This is a genomic window from Micromonospora sp. NPDC051141, from assembly GCF_044455765.1.
Classification (GTDB): domain Bacteria; phylum Actinomycetota; class Actinomycetes; order Mycobacteriales; family Micromonosporaceae; genus Micromonospora.
Map to the genome: position 1 here is coordinate 243,241 of NZ_JBITFD010000009.1, position 16,951 is coordinate 260,191.

Sequence of the window (16,951 nt, forward strand, 5' to 3'; positions counted from 1 at the left end):
GGCCCGTGATCTGCGAATAAGTGTCGTCAATGGACGGCGCTCAGTTGATCTACGCATAGCTGACGCACAGGTTGCGTCAACGCAGCGTCACCATTTTTGCGGTCCGATCGAGCCCGGTTGACGCCCGGTTGACGGCCCTGGCGGCACCGTGGGCCATCCGTGCGGCGTGACCGGTCCGCCGCGCACCGGGACCCACCCAGGGAGGCCGCGAATGGACCGCTCGCTCATCGTCGCGAAGGTGGTGCCCACCGCCGAGGACCGGGTCGCCGAGATCTTCGCCGAGTCCGACGCGACCGAGCTGCCCGGCCTGGTCGGCGTGCGGCACCGGTCCCTCTACCGGCTGCACGACCTCTACGTGCACCTGCTGGAGACGGAGACACCGGCGCACAGCGCGGTGGAGGACGCCCGCGGACATCCCGAGTTCGTCCGGATCAGCGAGCGGCTGCGGCCGTACATCTCGCCGTACCTGCCGACCTGGCGTTCGCCCCGCGACGCCATGGCGCACTGCTTCTACCGGTACGACGCCGGGCGGCGGCCGTGACCACCACCGCGCCCCGCGACGAGCAGCTCTGGTCCCGCTGCGACGGTTGCGCCTCGCTGCTCTACCGCAAGCGGCTGCGCCGCAACCTGGACGTCTGCCCGGAGTGTGGCACGCACACGCGGCTGGACGCCCCGGACCGGGTGGCGCAGCTCGTCGACCCGGAGTCGTTCGTCCCGCTGCCGGACCGGGCGGTCCGGGTCGACCCGATCGACTTCGTCGACGCGCTGCCGTACCCGCACCGGCTCGGCGCGGCCCGCGCCGGCACCGGCCTGGACGAGGCCGTGCTCTGCGGCACCGCCCGGCTGGGCGGGCATCCGGTGGCGCTGGCCGTGATGGACTTCCGCTTCCTCGGCGGCAGCCTCGGCTGCGCGGTCGGTGAGCTGATCACCCGGTCCGCCGAGCGGGCGCTCGCCGACGGCGTCCCGCTGGTGCTGGTCACCGCGTCCGGCGGGGCGCGGATGCAGGAGGGCGCGCTGTCGCTGATGCAGATGGCCACCGTCAGCCAGGCCCTCGCCGGGCTGCGTGAGGCGGGTCTGCTGACGGTCAGCGTGGTCACCGATCCCACGTACGGCGGGGTGGCCGCGTCGTTCGCCACCAACACCGACGTGGTGCTCGCGGAGAGCGGCGCCCGGCTGGGCTTCGCCGGCCCCCGGGTGATCCGCCAGGTCACCGGCGCCGTGCTGCCCGAGGGTTTCCAGACCGCGGAGTACCTGCTCAAGCACGGACAGGTCGACATGGTGGTGCCCCGGCACGCGCTGCGGGGGCGGCTGGCCGCGTTGCTCGCCGCCGCCGGGGCCGCCCGCCGGCCCGCCCCGCCGGCACCGCGACCGGCCGCCGCCGGGGCGCCCGCCGTCGCCCGGCCGGCCCACGACCCCTGGGAGACGGTACGCACCGCCCGGCACCCCGGCCGGCCGACCACGCTGGACTACCTGGAGACGGCGTTCGACGGCTTCGTCGAGCTGCACGGCGACCGGCTGGGCGCGGACTGTCCGGCGGTCGTCGGCGGCGTCGCCCGGCTCGACGGCCGGCCGGTGATGGTGATCGGCCACCAGAAGGGACACACGACCGCCGAGCTGGTGGCCCGGAACTTCGGCATGGCCAGCCCGGCCGGGCACCGCAAGGCGCTGCGGCTGATGCGCCTCGCGGCCCGGCTGCGGCTGCCCGTGGTGACGCTCGTGGACACGCCCGGCGCGGACCCGGGGGTGGCCGCCGAGCAGCAGGGTCAGGCCGCGGCGATCGCGGAGAACATCCTCGCGCTGAGCGTGCTGCCCACCCCGGTCGTCGCGGTGGTCACCGGTGAGGGCGGCAGCGGCGGCGCGCTGGCCCTCGCCGTCGCCGACCGGGTGCTCATGCTGGAGCACGCCGTCTACTCGGTGATCAGTCCCGAGGGCTGCGCCGCGATCCTCTGGCCGGACAGCGCCGCCGCCCCGCAGGCCGCCCGGGCGCTGCGGCTCACCGGCGCCGACCTGTGCCGGCTCGGCGTGGTCGACGAACTGGTGCCGGAGCCGTACCCGGCCGCGCACGGCGACCCGGCGGGCGCGGCCGACCTGCTGCGCCGGGCGGTCGCGGCGAACCTGGCCCCGCTGCTCACGGTGCCGCCGGCCACGTTGGTGCGCCGCCGCCGGCAGCGGTTCCGCCGCTTCGGCGCGGCGCGATCCGTGTCCCCGTCGGCCCGTGCCACGGCGCTGCCGCGGCGCGCCGCCGTCGACGACCGGCCGGAGGTGGCGTGATGGCGGACGCCGGGGCCGAGCAGGTGCTGGACGGGCTGCGCCGGCAGGCCCGCAAACTCGTCGACGACCTGGCCGGGCCGGTCCGCCGGGTACGGCTGCGCAGCGGCGACGCCGCGCTGGAGGTGGAGTGGCACGACCCGGTGCCGCCGACGCCGCGTACCGGCGGGGACCCGGCCGGTGAGCCGGTGTCGCGGCCCGTCGCGCAGGTGACGCCCGACGCCGACCGGACGACCGTGCGGGCGCCCGTGGTGGGCACGTTCTACCGCGCCCCCGAGCCCGGCGCGGCGCCGTTCGTCGCGGTCGGTGACCTGGTCCGGCCGGGTCAGGTGATCGGCATCGTGGAGGCGATGAAGCTGATGAACGAGGTGACCGCCGGTCAGGCCGGCCGGGTGGTCGAGGTGCTCGTCCCCGACGGCAAGCCGGTCGAGTACGACCAGCCGCTGATCGTGCTCGACCCGGGTCCCGGTGGGGACGCCTGATGTTCGACAAGGTGCTGATCGCCAACCGCGGTGAGATCGCGCTACGGGTGCTGCGGGCCTGCCGGGAACTGGGCGTGCGCACGGTGGTGGCGCACTCCAGCGCGGACGCCGACTCGCTGCCGGTGCGGCTGGCCGACGAGGCGGTCCGGATCGGGCCGGCGGCCAGCCGTCGCAGCTACCTCAACGCCGCGGCGATCGTCGAGGCGGCCCGGCAGACCGGCGCGCAGGCCGTCCACCCCGGTTACGGTTTCCTCTCCGAGGACGCCGACTTCGCCGAGATCTGCGCGGAGAACGGGCTGGTCTTCGTCGGTCCGCCACCACAGGTGATGGCCGCGCTGGCGGACAAGTCCACCGCCCGCGCGCTGATGAGCCGGGCCGGCCTGCCGCTGCCGCCGGGCAGTGTGCGGACGCTGCCGACCGTCGCCGAGGCGCAGGCGGTGGCCGCCGAGGTCGGCTACCCGGTGATCGTGAAGGCCGCGGCCGGTGGCGGCGGACGCGGCATGACCGTGGTGCGCTCCGCCGCCGAGCTGCCCCGGGCGTACGCCCGCACCCGCGCCGCCGCGCAGGTCGCCTTCGGCGACGACCGGGTGTACGTCGAGCGCTACCTCGCCGACGCCCGCCACGTCGAGGTGCAGGTGCTCTGCGACAACCACGGCAACGGCGTGCACCTGGGCACCCGGGACTGCTCGGTGCAGCGCCGGCACCAGAAGCTCGTCGAGGAGGCGCCGGCGCCCGCGCTGCGGCCGGCCACCCTGGACACGCTCGCCGAGGTCGCGCTGCGCGGCGCGCTGTCGGTCGGCTTCACCGGCGCGGGCACCGTCGAGTTCCTGGTGGACGACGCGGAACGCGCGCACTTCCTGGAGATCAACTGCCGGATCCAGGTGGAGCACCCGGTCACCGAGATGGTCACCGGCGTCGACCTGGTGCAGGAGCAGTTGCACGTGGCCGCCGGCACGCCGCTGCGACTGCGGCAGTCCGACGTGCGCCTGCACGGGGTGGCCATCGAGTGCCGGGTCAACGTGGAGGACCCGGACCGCGACTTCGCGCCCGCCCCCGGCCGCCTGGAGCGGTTCCGCCCGCCGGGCGGCCCGTTCACCCGGGTCGACACGCACGGCCACGTCGGCTACCTGGTCAGCCCGCACTACGACTCGCTGCTGGCCAAGGTGGCGGTCTGGGCGCCGGACCGGGCCGCCGCGCTGGACCGGCTCGACCGCGCGCTGGCCGAGTTCGACGTGGCCGGGCCCGGCGTGCGGACCACCATCCCGTTCGCCCGGCGGGTGCTGCGCGACCCGGCGTTCCGGGCCGCCCGGCACACCACCGCGCTGGTCGAGCGCCTGCTCACCCCGGGCGACGCCGGCACGGCCACCAGCGACACCGACCGCGCCGCCGTGCCCGACCCGCGCGCCGGGGCCGACCCGACCGGCCGTACCCCCGTTCCCGCCGTTCCCGCCACCGGCCCGACCACCTGGAGGAACCCATGACCGTCGCCCCCGACCGACCGCTCGCCAGCGAGATCACCGACATCCTGGTGACCCACTGCGGCCTGGACCCCGACGTCGCCGCCACCACCCCGGCGGCGAGCCTGGAGGAGCTGGGCATGGACTCGCTGGCGCTGCTCGAACTCGCCGCGGTGGTGGCCGACCGGTGGCGGGTGAAGATCCCCGAGCAGGCCGGCGAACTCAGCATCGCCGGCGTCGCCGACCTGGTGGCCCGCCGCGCGGACCCGCCGGGGCACACCGAGAACGCGGTGGACATCCTCGCGCCGCTGCCGCTGGTCTGGGACATCACCAACGACGTGGCCCGGTGGACCGAGCTGTTCACCGAGTACGCGGTGGCCGAGATCCTGCACCGCGACGGCGACACGGTCCGCTTCCGGCTCACCATGCACCCGGACGAGAACGGCGTGGCGTGGAGCTGGGTCAGCGAACGCACCGCCGACCCGGCCACCCGCGAGGTGCACGCCCGGCGGGTGGAGACCGGTCCGTTCGAGTACATGCGCATCCACTGGCGCTACGAGGAGATCCCCGGCGGCACCCGGATGACCTGGACGCAGGACTTCGCCATGAAGCCCACCGCGCCGGTCGACAACGCCGGCATGACCGCGCGGATCAACACCAACAGCGCGATCCAGCTCGCCGTGATCAAGGACAGGATCGAGCGGGCGTACGCGGGAGGCGCGCGATGACCGACACCACCACCGCCCGGGTCTCCGTCCACGACGTCCCCGCCGACCGGCGGCGCGGCGGTGAGCTGCGGGTGCTGCTCGGCCCGAAGACCGTCGGCAGCACCTCCGGGTTCATGGGGGTGGCCGTGCTCGCCCCGGGGGAGCGGATCGCCGAGCACTACCACCCGTACAGCGAGGAGTTCCTCTACGTGGCGCGCGGCGCGATCACCGTCGACCTGGACGACCAGCCGGTCCCGGTGGCCGCCGGGGAGGCGCTGTACGTGCCGAAGGACGTCCGGCACCGGCTGCGCAACACCGGCGACGAGCCGGCCGAGGTGGTCTTCCACCTCGGTCCGCTCGCGCCCCGCCCGGAACTCGGGCACGTCGACACCGAGAGCGCCGCCCCACCGCCACGGGATCCGTCGTGACCGGCCGGCGCACCGTGGTCACCGGCGTCGGCGTGGTGGCCCCCGGCGGCGCCACCCGGGACCGGTTCTGGAAGGCCATCACCGAGGGGCGCACCGCCACCCGGCGGATCAGCTTCTTCGACCCGTCACCGTTCCGCTCGCAGATCGCCGCCGAGTGCGACTTCGACCCCGACGCGGCCGGCATCACGCTCGCCGAGCGGCAACGCGCCGACCGGTACGTGCAGTTCGCGCTCGCCTGCTCCGCCGAGGCGCTCGCGGACAGCGGACTGACGCTCACCGACGCCGAGCGGGAGCGGGCCGGCGTGGTGCTCGGCACCGCCGTCGGCGGGACCATGGCGCTGGAGCAGGAGTACGTCCGGGTCAGCGACTCCGGCCGGCACTGGCTGGTCGACCACGCGCTCGGCGGCCCGTACCTCTACCAGGCGCTGGTGCCCAGCAGCCTGGCCGCGGACGTGGCCTGCCGGCACGGCCTGCACGGCCCGGCCCAGGTGGTCTCCACCGGCTGCACCTCCGGCATCGACGCGATCGGGTACGCCCACCAGCTCGTCGCCGACGGCGAGGCCGACATCGTGCTGGCCGGCGCCGCCGACTCGCCGATCTCCCCGGTCACCGTGGCCTCGTTCGACGCGATCGGCGCGACCAGCCCGGACAACGACGACCCGGAGCACGCGTCCCGGCCGTTCGACGCCGACCGGCACGGCTTCGTGCTGGCCGAGGGCGCGGCCGTGCTGGTGCTGGAGGAGGCCGGACACGCCCGCCGCCGGGGCGCGCACGTCTACTGCGAGGTGGCCGGCTACGCCAGCCGCAGCAACGGTTTCCACATGACCGGCCTGCGCCCGGACGGCGCGGAGATGGCGGTCGCCATCACCGACGCGCTGCGCCAGGCCCGGCTCGCCCCGTCGGCCGTGTCGTACGTCAGCGCGCACGGCTCCGGCACCCGGCAGAACGACAGGCACGAGACCGCGGCGTTCAAGCGGGCGCTCGGCCCGGCCGCGTACCGGGTGCCGATCAGCTCGATCAAGTCGATGGTGGGGCACTCGCTCGGCGCGATCGGCTCGATCGAGATGGCCGCCTGCGCCATGGCCATCGAGTACGGCGTCGTCCCGCCCACCGCCAACTGGACCACCCGGGACCCGGAGTGCGACCTGGACTACGTGCCGAACGAGGCCCGCGAGGTGCCGGTGGACGTGGCGCTCTCGGTGGGCAGCGGCTTCGGCGGTTTCCAGTCCGCGATGGTGTTCCGCCGGCTCGCCGTGGCACCGGCATGACGGCCCGGGCGGTGGTGACCGGCATCGGCGTGGTCGCGCCCAGCGGGGTCGGCGCGGACGCGCACTGGGCCACCGTGCTCGCCGGCACCCGGCGCACCGGCCCGATCACGCTGTTCGACCCGGCCGGCTATCCGACCCGGCTGGCCGGCGAGGTGGCCGACTTCGACCCGGCCGGGTTCGTCGGGACCCGGGCGCGGGTGCAGACCGACAGGTGGACGCACCTCGGGTTCGCCGCCACCGGGCTGGCGCTGGCCGACGCCGGGCTGCCGGAGGTCTCGCCCGACCCGTACCGCTGGGCGGTGACGCTGGCCAGTTCGTCCGGCGGCAACCTGTTCGGGCAGCGGGAGCTGCAACGGCTCTGGGGCGGGTCGACCCGCACCGTCGGGGCGTACCAGTCGATCGCCTGGTTCTACGCCGCCAGCGTGGGGCAACTGTCCATCCGTCACCAGTTCAAGGGGCCGTCCGGCGTCACCGTCTCCGAGTCGGCCGGTGGGCTGGACAGCCTGGCGCACGCGGTACGCACCGTCCGGCGCGGCACGCCGGTGGTGATCGCCGGCGCGACCGAGTGCCCGCTGAGCCCGTACGCGCTGGCCTGCCAGCTCCGTTCCGGCCTGCTCAGCGACGTCGCCGACCCGGCGCGGGCGTACCGGCCGTTCGACGCCGCGGCGAGCGGGTACGTGCCGGCCGAGGGCGGCGCGGTGTTCGTGGTGGAGGAACTGGGGCACGCGCTGGACCGGGGCGCCCGGATCTACGGGGAGATCACCGGCTGGGCGGCCACCCACGACGCCACCCCGACCGACGTGGCGGCCGGCCCCGACCCGACCCACTACGCCCGCGCGCTGCGGCTGGCCCTGGAGCGGGCCGCGGTCCGGCCGCACGACGTGGACGTGATCTGGCCGGACGCGCTCGGGGTGCCGGCGTACGACCGGGCCGAGGCGAGCGCGCTGCGTGCCGTGTTCGGCGACCGGACCCCGCCGGTGACCACGCAGAAGCCGCTGACCGGCCGGGCCCACCAGGGCGGGTCGGCGTTGGACGCGGCCACCGCGCTGCTGGCGTTCTCCCGTGGCGTGCTGCCCGCCTCCGCCGGGCCGGACGAGCCCGCGCCCGGGTGCGAGCTGACGTACCTGCGGGAGCCGCGCCGGCCGCGCAGCCGGATCGCGCTGGTCGGGGCGCGCGGCTTCGACGGGTTCAACAGCGCGCTGGTGCTGCGCGGCGCCGCGCCGCCGCCCGCCGTCGACCGCTGACCCGCCCTGCCCGGGGCACCGGCGGTCGCGCACGGCGACGCGGCCGGCGGGCCACTGTGCCGGCGTGCGCCCGATCCTGCCTGTCCGATCGAGCCTGAGCAATCCACCCAGCCGCTGTTTTGGATCTAGCCATTTGCATCTGGTGATGCCGAGAAGGCCCTCGTAGTGTTCCGGGCAGCGAACGCGAAGGGCATTCTTCTCGGGCGGGTTCCCGCCCACTTTAAGGCTGGGCGGTGGCGGGTCGTGACCGGGGCGCAAGATGCCGTATCGACGGCGGGCTGGGTGGACGACATCCTGCTCGCCGGGCGCGACAGTGACGTCTGTCTCCGCCTGCCCGACCCGGTCGACCGGGGCACGTTGCGCCGACTGGTCGGCGAGGCGCAGGCCCGGCTGACCGGGGCCGGGCTGCGTGCCGGCGGCGCGGCGGCGCTGCGCCTGCCCCCGTCGCTGGCGTACGTGGCGCACCTGCTGGCCACCTGGCGCAGCGGCGCCCAGGCGGTGCTGCTCGACCACCGGCTCACCGACCACGAGGTCGACCGGGCGCTGCGCCGGCTCACCCCGCAGGTGGTGGTCGCGCCGGTACGCTCCGGCGGCGGCGCGCTGCGCGTCTTCGTCGACGTCGACGCCGGCGTCACCGCGTACGCCGACCGTCCGGCCGGCAGCCCGCACGCGGTCATCCAGCTCAGCTCCGGCTCCACCGGCCCGTCCAAGGTGATCGGCCGCACCGCCGCCGACCTGGTCGCCGAGGTGCGTCGCTACACCGAGATCGACGGGGTGGCGCGGCCCGGCGAGCGCATCGTCCTGCTGCCCAGCATGGTGCACGTGCTCGGCCTGGTCGGCGGCCTGCTCTACGGCCTGCACGCCGGCGTCGAGCTGTGCCCGCCGGAACGGCTCAGCGGCGACGCCGTGCTCGCCGCGATCGCCGCCCAGGACACCCCGGCCACCGTGCTCGGCGTGCCGTTCCACATCGGGCTGCTCGCCTCCACCGTGCCCTCCGGCCCGCTGCCCCAGTTCGCGCGCATGACCACCGGCGGTGAGCTGGTGCCCGCCGCGGTGGCCCGCGCCTTCACCGACCGTTACGGCGTCCCGCTGGGCAACATGTACGGGATGACCGAGGTCGGTGTCATCGGCACCGACCTGTACGGGCGCAACCGTCCCGCCATCGCGCCGGCCCCGGGCATCCGGGTCCGGGAGCAGGACGGCGAGCTGTGGGTGAGCTGCCCGGCGAACCCGTACGTCGGGCTCGCCGACCCGACCCGCTGGGCCGACGGCTGGCTGCACACCCGCGACGCCGGCGTGGTCGACCCGGAGACCGGGCTGGTGACGATCCGGGGCCGGCTCGACTCGCAGGTGTCGGTGGGTGGCCTGAAGGTCGACCTGACCGAGGTGGAGGCCACCGTCGCCGGCCTGCCCGGGGTGACCGCCGCGGTGGTGGTCTGGGACGACGGGATCAGCGCCTACGTGCAGACCGACGGCGCGACGACCGAGGAGACGCTGGACCACCTGATCGCCGAGCGGCTGGCCGGCTTCAAACGGCCCCGCACGCTGCACCTGCTCGACCAGTTGCCCCGCACCACCACCGGCAAGCTGGTCCGCTCCGCCCCGGCGCTGCGGGACGCGGCCACGTGACCGGCCCGCTGCGCGAGCACCACCGGGCGTCCTCCGGCCGCCCGGCCCACCCCGATCCCCGCCCCCGACCGGCCGGCGCGCCACCCGTGCGCCGGAGCAGTCGCCGCGTCAGCTCCCGCTGGACGCCGGTGGCCCGGCCGGCCCATCCGGACACGGTGTCCCGACCGGGCACCGGAAACTGGTTACCCCGAAATGAGGTCCCACCCATGCGCGACGAGGTCCGCACCTTCGTCATCGACCAGCTCGCCGACATGAACTACGACGTCGAAGACCTCGACGACGCCACCACCCTCGGCCCCTCCGGCGTCGACCTGGAGTCGCTGGCGCTGGCCGACCTCGCCGTCCGGGTCGAGGACCGGTACGGGTTGAAGTTCGCCGACGACGAGTCGGAGAAGCTGGCCCTGATGACGGTCGGCGAGTTCACCACCATGGTCGCCGACCGGGCGGCTGCGAACAGCGACAACTCCTGATGTCCGGTCAGCCCGACCTGGGGCGAGCTGACCTGGTGCAGATGCTCGCCGAACTGACCGCGAAGCCCACCGACCAGGTCCCGGACCGGCTCGGCTCGATGGAACTGGCCTGGCTGGTGCACCTCGTCGAGCAGCGGTTCGACCGCCGCCTGGACCTCACCGACGACCAGGTCGCCGGCGTCCGCACCGTCGACGACGCGTTGACCGTGTTCCGCGCCTCGCTGACCGCTCCCGCAGATGGCTGAGCGGGGCCCCGTACGGATCATCGGCATGCACGCGGTCAGCGCCCTCGGCAGGGGCGCCGACGCGCTGCTGTCCGGGGTGCTCACCGGCGCCCCGGCGTTCCGCCCGGTGCGCCGCTTCGACACCACCGGCCGACGCGTCACCGTGGCGGCCACGCTGCCCGACGTCGGCACGCTCGCCGACGAGCTGGCCGACGCGGTCGACCGCGCCGGCCGGGCCGCCGGGCTGGACCGGGCCGACCGGGCGGGCACGGCGCTGTTCCTGGCCACCCACGGCGGGCCGCACTCGCTGCCCGTACCCGAGCGACCGGCGGAACCGTCGGACGTGCCGGGCGCGGCGGTCGGCGGTCGGCTCGGGCCGCCGGTGCCGGCGCTCGTCGGTCACCTGGCCGAGCGCTGCGGCCTCGGCGGACCCACCCGGGTCTACACCAGCGCCTGCGTCTCGGCGAGCACCGCGGTCGCCGACGCCGCCGCGCTGATCCGGCGCGGCGATCTGCAACGGGTCGTGGTCGCGGCCGGCTACCTGGTCGAACCCGACCAGTACGCGCTCTTCGACGCCGGCCGGGCGCTCGCCGCCGACGGGGCGGTACGCCCGTTCAGCGCCGGCCGAAAAGGACTGCTGCTCGGTGACGGGGTGGTCGCCGTGGTGCTGGAGTCGGCCGACGCCGCCGCCCGACGGGGCGCGCCGACGCTGGCCACGGTGGCCGGCTGGGGCCGCGCCGGGGACGCCTACCACGCCTGCCAGCCGCACCCGGGCGGGCTCGGGCTGGCCCGGGCGGTCGAGTCGGCGCTGCGCCGGGCCGGGCTGCCCGCGGCCGAGGTCGGCTACGTCAACGCCAACGCCACCGGCACCCCGTTCAGCGACGCCTCGGAGGCGGCGGCGTTGGTCCGGGTCTTCGGCGACCTGGCCGGGCGGCTGCCGGTCAGCGCCACCAAGTCGGTGCACGGGCACGCGTTGGAGGCGTCCGGGCTGCTCGAACTGGTGGTCACCGTGCTGACGCTGGGGCGCGGCAAGCTGCCGCCCACCGCCGGCTGGCTGGGCCCGGACCCGGACTGCCCGCTCGACGTCATCCGCGACGCCCCCCGACCCGCCCCGACCCCCTACGCGCTGACCCTCAACGCCGCCTTCGGCGGCGCCAACACCGCACTCCTGGTGGGTGCCCCGTGACCGCGCCGACCCACCCCACCCCGCGATCTTGCACTTCCCGCCCCGACAAGACGGGCACAACGCCCGGCCAGGAGGCACCAACTGCAAGATCAACGAGGTGGAGGGTGCTGGCCGAGGCGCGCTGGCCGGAGGACGGGGACGGGGTGCCGCCGGGGGTGCCGGGGTTCGTGTTCTCGGCGTTCCACCCGCTGGTGGTGGCCGTCGCCGAGCGGTGCCTCACCCGGCGGTACGGCGCCGGGCCGTTGCCGGCCGGCAACCGGACGGCGGTGGTGCTGGTCAGCGCCGGCGGCGACGCGGCCGGGGCGGCGCACGTGCGGGAGACGGTGGCCGGCGGCGGGCGGATCGGGCCGCTGTTCTTCTTCCAGTCGGTGCCGAACAGCGTGGCCGGGCACGTGGCGGCGCGCTGGGGACTGGACGGGCCGGTGGTGTGCCTGAGCCCGACCGGGGACCCCCGGACCGAGGGCGAGGCCGAGGTGGACCTGCTGTGCCACGACGGCGACGCCGCGCAGGCGTTGCTGATCCTGATCGAACCGGCACCGGACGGAGCGCCGGGCGAGGCGACCGCGGTGCTGCTGGGGGAGGAGACACGTCAATGAGGACGAAAGGTCTACGCGGCGCGCTTGCCGCCGACACCGAACTGGGCGCGGGCAACGTGCTGGCCCGGGTGCTGGCCCACGGCGCCGACCCGGACGGGCCGGGGCTCACCTTCGACACCGCTGTCGACGGCCACCCGGCCGAGACCCCGCTGACCCTGGGCGAACTCGACCGGATGGTCACCGCCCGGGCGGCCTGGCTGCACGAACGCGGCGTGCAGCCACGCGATCCGGTCGCGGTCTGGGCCGGCACCGCCGCCGACATGGTGCTGTCGTTCCTGGCGCTGACCCGCCTCGGCGCCATCCCGGCGCTGATGAACGGCCGGCTGCGCCCGGAGATCGCCGCCGAGTACATCCGCCGGCTGCGCGCCGCCGGTGTGCTCGCCGACGCCGACCACGCCGCCGCGCTGGCCGGGCACGACCTGGGCGCCCCGCTGCTCGGTGAGCCGGCGCACGCCGGCGCCGGCGATCCGGCCGCCGCGCCCGCGCACTACCGGCACCACCCCGACGACCCGATCGTCATCACGCACACGTCCGGCACCACCGGCGTGCCGAAGGCGGTGCTGCACTCGCACGCCAGCCTCTTCGCCGCCACCCGGCACCTGCTGTCCATGCCGCAGGCGCAGGGCACCACCCGGATCCTCAACGCGCTGCCCGCCCCGCACACCGCCACCGTGCTCATGGTCAACCAGGCGTTGGGCAACCGGGCCCCGATGTACCTGCTCTCCGAGCAGGGCGGCGAACGGGTGCTCGACGCGATCCAGCGGTGGCGGCCGGACGGCGTCTTCGGCTTCTCGATGACCTGGGCCGAGCTGGCCCGCTTCGACCTGTCCGGCTACGACCTGGACTCGGTGCGGCTGTGGTTCAACACCGGTGACTGCTCGCACGAGCCGCACGTGCGCCGGCTGGTTGCGGTGGGCTCGCGGGACGTGGTGACCCGCGCCGGGGTGACCCGGGTGCCCGGCTCGGTGTTCATCGACGGGCTCGGCTCCAGCGAGATGGGACACTCGATGTTCCACATCACGCACACCGTGGACACCGACCGCTACGGTCGCTGCGTCGGCCGCCCGTACCGGTTCGCGCGGGTGGCCGTGCTCGACGCCGACGGCAACGAGCTGCCGGCCGGGCAGGTCGGCTGGCTGGGCATCGACTCGCCGTCGCTGTTCCGGGGCTACTGGAACGACTCGGTCACCACCTACCGGTTCCGGCTGCGCGGCTGGTACCTCACCGGCGACCTGGTGTACGCCGACGACGACGGCCGCTACTACCACCTGGACCGGGCGGTCGACTCGGTCGAGGTGGCGGGCGGGAAGCGGTTCTTCACCGCGCTGTCCGAGGAGCGGATCCTCGCCGCCTGCGCCGACGTCACCGACTGCACCGTGGTGATCGTCAAGGAGGCCGACGGCACGGTCACCACCGACGTGCTGCTGGAGCTGGCGGCCGGCGCCGACCCGGCCCAGGACCGCACCGCCGCGATCCGCGCGGCGCTCGACCCGGACGTGGCCGCCACGCTGCGCCGGGTGGTGCCGGTACGCGCCGAGGACATCCCGGTCACCGTGACCGGCAAGGTGCGCAAGGTGGCGCTGCGCGAGCGCTACCTGACCGAGGCGCCGTCATGACCGCCGTGATCACCGGCATGGGGCTGTTCACGCCGGCCGGTCGCGGCGTCGCGGAGACGTTCGACGCGCTGCTCACCGGCCGCTCCGGTCTGCGCCGGCCCCCCGAGGGGCACCCCGCGCGGGACAGCCTGGAGGTGGCCGGCGTGCTGCCCGACATCGACCCGCGCAGCGTCGCCTCCGGACCGGAGACGAAGGTGCTCGACCGGGTCGTGCTGCTCGCCCTGCTCACCGCCGCCGAGGCGCTCGCCGACGCCGGCATCGAGGTGGGGCGCGACGTCGACCCGGAGCGGATCGCGGTGATCGTCGGCGGCGTCGGCGGGATGGCCACGCTGGAACGTCAGGTCGTGGCCCGTGCCGAACGCGGCCGGGCGGCGGTCAGCCCGTACCTGCTGACCGGCATCCTGCCGAACATGCCGTCGGCCCGGATCGCCATCGCGCACGGCATCCGCGGCTACAGCTCGTCGGTGGGCACGGCCTGCGCCTCCGGCGCCCAGGCCGTCGCCGACGGGGTACGCCTGATCCGCGCCGGCGAGGCCGACGTGGTGGTCTGCGGGGCGAGCGAGGCGCCGCTGTTCGGCACGTTCGCCGACACGTTCGGCAACGCCCGGGCGCTGGCCCGCGGCTGGGACGAGCCCACCGAGGCGAGCCGGCCGTTCGACAAGCGGCGCAACGGTTTCGTGCTCGCCGAGGGCGCGGCGCTGCTGGTGCTGGAACGGGCCGGGCACGCCGCCGCCCGGGGCGTCACCGGCTACGCCGAGGTCGCCGGCTACGGCACCAACACCGACGCGTACCACCCGACCGCGCCGCGGCCGGACGGCGCCGGGGCAGCCGCGTGCATGCGCCGGGCGCTCGCGGCCGGTGGGATCGGGCCGGCGGACGTCGGCTACGTCAACGCGCACGGCACCGGCACCAAACTGGGCGACATCGCGGAGACGACCGCGCTTGCCGGCGTGTTCGGCGTCGGCGGCGTGCCGGTCAGCTCCACCAAGGCGCTCACCGGGCACCTGCTCGGCGCGTCCGGCGTGCTGGAGGCCGCGGCCACCGCGCTCGCGCTGCGGCGCGGCCTGCTCCCGCCCACCTACCACCTGGACGACCCGGACCCGGAGTGCGAGGCGGACCACGTCCGTAACGTGCCCCGGTCCACCGGCACCGACCACGCGCTGTCGAACTCGTTCGGGTTCGGCGGCCAGAACGTCAGCCTGCTGCTGCGCCGGGTCGCCACCCCGGCCGCGGCCTGACCCGACTCCATGCCCGGGCGACGAGCCCGGGTCGCCACCACGGGGGGAACAGGGGGAAGCCCATGCACATCAACGGCATAGACCATCTGGAGCTTTACGTGGGGGACGCCCGGCAGGCGGCCTTCTACTTCGACACCGCGGTCGGGTTCCGGCTGCACGGCCAGGGCGGACCGGAGACCGGGCTGGCCGGGCAGCGGTCCCTGCTGCTGGCCCAGGCCGGCATCCGGCTGCTGCTGACCACCGGCCTGTCCGCGGAACACCCGGCCGCCACCTACGTGCACCGGCACGGCGACGGCATCGCCGTGGTCGCGCTCGCGGTCGACGACGCCGCCGGGGCGTACGCGGAGCTGGTGGCCCGCGGCGCGACCGGGGTGACGCCGCCGCGCGCCTACACCGGCGCGGACGCCGAGGTGGTGATCGCCGAGGTCGGCGGCTTCGGCGACGTGCTGCACCGGCTCGTGGAGCGGCGCGGGGACCGGAGCGTGTTCCTGCCCGGCGCGATCGAGCCGGTCGCCGCGCCGGACGGCGACGCGCTGCTGGCCGAGGTCGACCACCTGGCGGTCTGCGTGCCGCCCGGGCAGCTCGACGAGACGGTGGCCCACTACGAGAAGGTGTTCGGCTTCGCGCACATCTTCACCGAGCACGTCGAGGTCGGCGGGCAGGCGATGAACTCCAAGGTGGTGCAGAGCCCGTCCGGGCAGGTCACCCTGGTGCTGCTGGAGCCGGACACGGGTGCCCGACCCGGGCAGATCGAGGACTTCCTGCGCTGGCACGCCGGGGCCGGCGTGCAGCACCTGGGGCTGCGCACCGACGACATCGTCGCCACCGTCGGCGCGCTCGCCGGGCGGGGCGTGCGTTTCGCCCGCACGCCCGGCGCCTACTACGACGACCTGGAACAACGGGTCGGCCGGCTGGACGCGCCGGTGGACCGGCTGCGTGAGCTGAGCATCCTGGTCGACTCCGACCACGACGGCCAGCTCCTGCAGATTTTCACCGAGTCGATGCACGTGCGTCGCACGCTCTTCCTGGAGGTCATCGAGCGGCGCGGGGCACGCACCTTCGGCAGCGGCAACATCAAGGCGCTCTACGAGGCGAAGGAACGTGAACTGGCCGCGGCGGGGGCGACCCCCGTCGTCGCGGCCGGAGGGGTGACAGCATGAGTGAACGCACCGAGCGAAGCGAGGGCCGTGAGGCCATGCCCGGCCGGCTCGGCATGACCACGATCGATCCCGGGCTGACCGCCGAGGAGGAGGCGCTGCTGCCCTCCGACGACGACGTCCGGCACTACGTCGAGCACGGCTGGTACCTGTCGAAGAAGCTGCTCACCGACGACGAGGTGGACGAACTCGTGGCGGCGACCGACGGCTACTACGCCGGGGAACGGGACCGGCGGCTGCCGGTACGCCCGCCGAAGCTGGCCTACTGGGAGCCGTCGCGCGGCGACGTGCAGCGACACAACGACTACGTCCACCACGAGCACGACGGGATCGCCCGCATCCTGCGCAAGCCGCTGATCGGGGCGGTCGCGGCCCGGCTGGCCCGGGCCACCGAGATCCGGATCTTCCAGTCCACGCTGATCTGGAAGCCGCCGATCGCCGGCGAGCCGTCCAACATCGTGCCCTGGCACTTCGACAAGCACTACTGGGCGTCCTCGTCGTCGGAGGAGATGCTCACCGCGTTCATCCCGTTCCACGACTGCGGCGTGGAGATGGGCACCATCACCATGGTCGACGGCTCGCACCGGTGGCGGGAGATCGGCGCGGACGACACGGTGGTGCGGCACTTCGCCGACCGGGACCGTGGCCAGCTCGAAACGATGCTGGCCGAGAACGCGGCGTACAACCACGCCGAGATCCGCAAGATCCCCATGGTGATCCCCAAGGGGCACATGAGCTTCCACCACTGCCGTACCTACCACGGCAGCGGTGCGAACGTCAGCGGGCGCCCCCGGCGGGCGATCTCGCTGCATCTGCAGGACGGCGAGAACGCCTGGCGGGAGTATCCGCTCTCCGACGGCTCACTCGCCGCGTACAACCACGACGTGCTGGTCCGCCGCACCCACGAGGGCCGGCCGGACTACGCGGACCCCGATTACTGCCCGGTCATCTGGCGCGACCGCGCCCAGCAGGGAGGCTGAC

At 75.0% G+C, this 16,951-nt stretch carries 17 protein-coding genes; all 17 read left to right on the top strand.

Going from position 1 to position 16,951, the window contains the following annotated elements:
• The first annotated feature begins 211 nt into the window (after positions 1 to 211).
• The 17 genes from ACIA6B_RS19130 to ACIA6B_RS19210 all read left to right on the top strand — a co-directional run bounded on the left by ACIA6B_RS19130 (position 212) and on the right by ACIA6B_RS19210 (position 16,950).
• Positions 212 to 541, top strand: coding sequence for a TcmI family type II polyketide cyclase (locus ACIA6B_RS19130; protein ID WP_107160353.1), 330 nt, complete (start codon positions 212 to 214; stop codon positions 539 to 541).
• The gene (locus tag ACIA6B_RS19135) at positions 538 to 2,271 is read left to right on the top strand and encodes an acetyl-CoA carboxylase carboxyltransferase subunit alpha (RefSeq protein WP_396774962.1); all 1,734 of its coding nucleotides are present in this window, start codon (positions 538 to 540) and stop codon (positions 2,269 to 2,271) included. Before ACIA6B_RS19130 ends, ACIA6B_RS19135 begins: the two co-directional genes overlap by 4 nt.
• A complete protein-coding gene (gene accB, locus ACIA6B_RS19140) occupies positions 2,196 to 2,750 on the top strand; it encodes an acetyl-CoA carboxylase biotin carboxyl carrier protein (RefSeq protein WP_396775071.1) in 555 nt (184 codons plus the stop codon). The genes ACIA6B_RS19135 and accB overlap by 76 nt, the downstream gene beginning before the upstream one ends.
• Positions 2,750 to 4,231, top strand: a complete 1,482-nt coding sequence (locus tag ACIA6B_RS19145) for an acetyl/propionyl/methylcrotonyl-CoA carboxylase subunit alpha (protein WP_396774964.1) — start codon at positions 2,750 to 2,752, stop codon at positions 4,229 to 4,231. The genes accB and ACIA6B_RS19145 overlap by 1 nt, the downstream gene beginning before the upstream one ends.
• Complete coding sequence (locus ACIA6B_RS19150) at positions 4,228 to 4,935, top strand: SRPBCC family protein (RefSeq protein ID WP_396774965.1); 708 nt, start codon at positions 4,228 to 4,230, stop codon at positions 4,933 to 4,935. The genes ACIA6B_RS19145 and ACIA6B_RS19150 overlap by 4 nt, the downstream gene beginning before the upstream one ends.
• Complete coding sequence (locus ACIA6B_RS19155; RefSeq protein ID WP_396774967.1) at positions 4,932 to 5,342, top strand: cupin domain-containing protein; 411 nt, start codon at positions 4,932 to 4,934, stop codon at positions 5,340 to 5,342. Before ACIA6B_RS19150 ends, ACIA6B_RS19155 begins: the two co-directional genes overlap by 4 nt.
• On the top strand, positions 5,339 to 6,610 hold the full coding sequence (locus tag ACIA6B_RS19160; protein WP_396774969.1) for a beta-ketoacyl-[acyl-carrier-protein] synthase family protein: 1,272 nt from the start codon (positions 5,339 to 5,341) through the stop codon (positions 6,608 to 6,610). Before ACIA6B_RS19155 ends, ACIA6B_RS19160 begins: the two co-directional genes overlap by 4 nt.
• Positions 6,607 to 7,854: a beta-ketoacyl synthase N-terminal-like domain-containing protein gene (locus ACIA6B_RS19165; RefSeq protein ID WP_396774971.1), complete on the top strand. Its 1,248-nt coding sequence runs from the start codon at positions 6,607 to 6,609 to the stop codon at positions 7,852 to 7,854. Before ACIA6B_RS19160 ends, ACIA6B_RS19165 begins: the two co-directional genes overlap by 4 nt.
• 282 nt (positions 7,855 to 8,136) lie before the next feature.
• A complete protein-coding gene (locus ACIA6B_RS19170) occupies positions 8,137 to 9,483 on the top strand; it encodes a class I adenylate-forming enzyme family protein (protein ID WP_396774973.1) in 1,347 nt (448 codons plus the stop codon).
• A gap of 206 nt (positions 9,484 to 9,689) precedes the next feature.
• Entirely contained in the window at positions 9,690 to 9,953 is a 264-nt protein-coding gene (locus ACIA6B_RS19175; RefSeq protein WP_396774975.1) for an acyl carrier protein, read from the top strand.
• A complete protein-coding gene (locus ACIA6B_RS19180) occupies positions 9,953 to 10,198 on the top strand; it encodes a hypothetical protein (RefSeq protein WP_107160333.1) in 246 nt (81 codons plus the stop codon). The genes ACIA6B_RS19175 and ACIA6B_RS19180 overlap by 1 nt, the downstream gene beginning before the upstream one ends.
• The gene (locus ACIA6B_RS19185; protein ID WP_396774977.1) at positions 10,191 to 11,363 is read left to right on the top strand and encodes a beta-ketoacyl-[acyl-carrier-protein] synthase family protein; all 1,173 of its coding nucleotides are present in this window, start codon (positions 10,191 to 10,193) and stop codon (positions 11,361 to 11,363) included. Before ACIA6B_RS19180 ends, ACIA6B_RS19185 begins: the two co-directional genes overlap by 8 nt.
• A gap of 104 nt (positions 11,364 to 11,467) precedes the next feature.
• Positions 11,468 to 11,959, top strand: coding sequence for a hypothetical protein (locus ACIA6B_RS19190; RefSeq protein WP_396774979.1), 492 nt, complete (start codon positions 11,468 to 11,470; stop codon positions 11,957 to 11,959).
• The gene (locus ACIA6B_RS19195; protein ID WP_396774981.1) at positions 11,956 to 13,575 is read left to right on the top strand and encodes a class I adenylate-forming enzyme family protein; all 1,620 of its coding nucleotides are present in this window, start codon (positions 11,956 to 11,958) and stop codon (positions 13,573 to 13,575) included. The genes ACIA6B_RS19190 and ACIA6B_RS19195 overlap by 4 nt, the downstream gene beginning before the upstream one ends.
• Positions 13,572 to 14,813, top strand: a complete 1,242-nt coding sequence (locus ACIA6B_RS19200; RefSeq protein ID WP_396774983.1) for a beta-ketoacyl-[acyl-carrier-protein] synthase family protein — start codon at positions 13,572 to 13,574, stop codon at positions 14,811 to 14,813. Before ACIA6B_RS19195 ends, ACIA6B_RS19200 begins: the two co-directional genes overlap by 4 nt.
• Before the next feature lie 62 nt (positions 14,814 to 14,875).
• A complete protein-coding gene (gene hppD, locus ACIA6B_RS19205; RefSeq protein WP_396774985.1) occupies positions 14,876 to 15,973 on the top strand; it encodes a 4-hydroxyphenylpyruvate dioxygenase in 1,098 nt (365 codons plus the stop codon).
• 53 nt (positions 15,974 to 16,026) lie between these two features.
• Complete coding sequence (locus ACIA6B_RS19210; protein WP_396775073.1) at positions 16,027 to 16,950, top strand: phytanoyl-CoA dioxygenase family protein; 924 nt, start codon at positions 16,027 to 16,029, stop codon at positions 16,948 to 16,950.
• Position 16,951 lies beyond the last annotated feature (1 nt).

Coding starts and splice junctions, on each gene's coding strand:
- ACIA6B_RS19130 (WP_107160353.1), top strand. CDS start 212: ATGGACCGCTCGCTCATCGTCGCGAAGGTGGTGCCCACCGCCGAGGAC.
- ACIA6B_RS19145 (WP_396774964.1), top strand. CDS start 2,750: ATGTTCGACAAGGTGCTGATCGCCAACCGCGGTGAGATCGCGCTACGG.
- ACIA6B_RS19150 (WP_396774965.1), top strand. CDS start 4,228: ATGACCGTCGCCCCCGACCGACCGCTCGCCAGCGAGATCACCGACATC.
- ACIA6B_RS19155 (WP_396774967.1), top strand. CDS start 4,932: ATGACCGACACCACCACCGCCCGGGTCTCCGTCCACGACGTCCCCGCC.
- ACIA6B_RS19165 (WP_396774971.1), top strand. CDS start 6,607: ATGACGGCCCGGGCGGTGGTGACCGGCATCGGCGTGGTCGCGCCCAGC.
- ACIA6B_RS19175 (WP_396774975.1), top strand. CDS start 9,690: ATGCGCGACGAGGTCCGCACCTTCGTCATCGACCAGCTCGCCGACATG.
- ACIA6B_RS19180 (WP_107160333.1), top strand. CDS start 9,953: ATGTCCGGTCAGCCCGACCTGGGGCGAGCTGACCTGGTGCAGATGCTC.
- ACIA6B_RS19185 (WP_396774977.1), top strand. CDS start 10,191: ATGGCTGAGCGGGGCCCCGTACGGATCATCGGCATGCACGCGGTCAGC.
- ACIA6B_RS19195 (WP_396774981.1), top strand. CDS start 11,956: ATGAGGACGAAAGGTCTACGCGGCGCGCTTGCCGCCGACACCGAACTG.
- ACIA6B_RS19200 (WP_396774983.1), top strand. CDS start 13,572: ATGACCGCCGTGATCACCGGCATGGGGCTGTTCACGCCGGCCGGTCGC.
- hppD (WP_396774985.1), top strand. CDS start 14,876: ATGCACATCAACGGCATAGACCATCTGGAGCTTTACGTGGGGGACGCC.
- ACIA6B_RS19210 (WP_396775073.1), top strand. CDS start 16,027: ATGACCACGATCGATCCCGGGCTGACCGCCGAGGAGGAGGCGCTGCTG.